Here is a 2,328-nt window from a genome sequence, read left to right on the forward strand (position 1 = left end):
TCGTACTACACGTCGGTCGACAAGGTATTCGCGGCAGGCGACATGCGTCGCGGCCAGTCGCTCGTGGTGTGGGCGATCCGCGAAGGCCGCCAGTGCGCGCGCTCGGTCGATGCGTATCTGATGGGGCATTCGGAACTGCCGCGCTGAGCTGAACAGCGCGAGCGGGTTTCGATGGAAGCCGGGCGTCCGAAAGGGCGCCCGGTTTTTTTATGGCTGGGCGCGCGATCGATGTCGTTGCATCGGCGTCGGCCCGGATGAGCCGAGCGGCGTCCGGCGTTCCTGCCGCGCGGCGCGAGCCGGTGGGCCGGCCCGCCATCATCGCTCCCGCATTTTCGCGAAGCGTCGTCTAACCTGATGACATCCGGCGTCGATTTTTCATCATCTCAAATCCTTTCGTTTTGTAATAATTCTTGAGAACTGTCATATCATGTCGCCCCTCGGGCCGCGTTCGCGGCCGCCGCTCATGACTGACGTTATTTACAAGGACTCTGGATGGAAGCATTCGTGCAAGGGCTGATCGAAGCCGTCAACGGCGTGCTGTGGAACTACGTGCTGATCGCGCTGCTGCTCGGCGCCGGCGCGTGGTTCACGTTGCGGTTCCGGATGATCCAGCTGAAGGCGCTGTTCCTCAGCATGAAGCTGGTCGGCAGCAAGGGCGAGCCGGGCAGCATCTCGTCGTTCCAGGCGTTCGCGACCGGGCTCGCGAGCCGCGTCGGCACCGGCAACATCGCCGGCGTCGCGGTGGCGCTGACGGTCGGCGGGCCGGGCGCGATCTTCTGGATGTGGATGACCGCGCTCGTCGGGATGTCGTCCGCGTTCGTCGAAGCGACGCTCGCGCAGATCTTCAAGGTGTCGCACCCGGACGGCAGCTATCGCGGCGGCCCCGCGTACTACATCCAGACGGGGCTGCGCTCGCGCGGCTTCGGCGTGCTGTTCTCGCTGTCGCTGATCCTCGCGTTCGGCTTCGTGTTCAACGCGGTGCAGGCCAACGCGATCGCCGATGCGTTCCATACGTCGTTCGGCTGGCGTCGCGAGACGGTTGGCCTCGGTCTCGTGCTGCTTTCCGCGCCGATCATCTTCGGCGGCATCCGCCGCATCGCGACGGTCGCGCAGGTGATCGTGCCGCTGATGGCGATCGGCTACCTCGCGCTCGCGGTCTACGCGGTCGCGACCCACATCACGCTGGTGCCCGGCGTGATCGCGTTGATCGTGAAGAGCGCGTTCGGCCTCGAGCAGGCGGCCGGCGGCCTGACCGGCTATGCGGTCAGCCAGGCGATCGCGATCGGCGTGAAGCGCGGGCTGTTCTCGAACGAGGCGGGGATGGGCAGCGCGCCGAACGCGGCCGCGACCGCCAGCACGCGCCACCCCGTCACGCAGGGGCTGATCCAGATGCTCGGCGTGTTCGTCGACACGATCGTGATCTGCAGCGCGACCGCGTTCGTGATCCTGCTGTCGGGCCAGTACGAACTCGGCACCGGGATGGAGGGCGCGGCGCTCACGCAGCGCGCGATTTCGAGCCACGTCGGCGACTGGGGCGGCATCTACATGGCCGTCGCGATCTTCTTCCTCGCGTTCTCGTCGGTGATCGGCAACTACGCGTATGCGGAAGGCAACGTCGAATTCGTCACGAAGCGGCGCGGCGTGTTGTCGCTGTTCCGCATCGCCGTGCTCGGCATGGTGATGTTCGGCAGCGTCGGGCAACTGCCGCTCGTGTGGGCGATGGCCGATACGAGCATGGGGCTGATGGCGATCATCAACCTGATCGCGATCCTCGCGCTCGGCGAGTACGCGCACGCCGCCTGGGCCGACTATCGCCGCCAGCGCGCGGCCGGCGTCGCCGATCCGGTGTTCACGCGCAACACGATCCCCGAACTCGCGCGCGTGCTGCCGGCCGACGTGTGGGGCGAGCATGGCCCGCTGCCGCAGCGTCCGGTTGCTTCCGCCGATGCGCCGAATGCGCCGCGGGCCGCCGTGAGCGAATCATGAACGGCGACCGGCTCCGTGCGTTCGTCGCGCTGATGCCCGATGCGGCGTCGCGCGACGCGCTGCACGCGTTGCCGGTTACCCGCGGGGCGCGGCGTACGCTGCCCGCGCAACTGCACATGACGCTCGCGTTCATCGGCGCAATCGAGCGGGAGCGGTGCGACGCGCTGGCTGCGCACCTGCCCGCGCTCGCGGCCGCGCATGCGTTGCCGTCGTTGCCGGTCGAGCGGATCGCGTGGTGGCCGAGCCTGCCGCGTGCGCGGCTGATCGTCGCGGAGCTCGCGGCCGATGCCGCTTGCGTCGCGCTGAATGCGGGGCTGGCGGCGCTGTTGCGCGAACTCGGCG

General features: G+C 68.2%; 2 protein-coding genes. Both read left to right on the forward strand.

All coding sequences use genetic code 11. The features are described from left to right. Nucleotides 1–492 precede the first annotated feature (492 nt). Nucleotides 493–1,986: an alanine/glycine:cation symporter family protein gene (locus H3O04_RS35050; RefSeq protein ID WP_202589487.1), complete on the forward strand. Its 1,494-nt coding sequence runs from the start codon at nt 493–495 to the stop codon at nt 1,984–1,986. Continuing rightward, a partial coding sequence (locus H3O04_RS35055) for a 2'-5' RNA ligase family protein (protein WP_272929920.1) occupies nt 1,983–2,328 on the forward strand: 346 nt, incomplete at its 3' end. The genes H3O04_RS35050 and H3O04_RS35055, both read left to right, overlap by 4 nt.

This window comes from Burkholderia sp. KCJ3K979, from assembly GCF_016759955.1.
Taxonomy (GTDB): domain Bacteria; phylum Pseudomonadota; class Gammaproteobacteria; order Burkholderiales; family Burkholderiaceae; genus Burkholderia; species Burkholderia orbicola.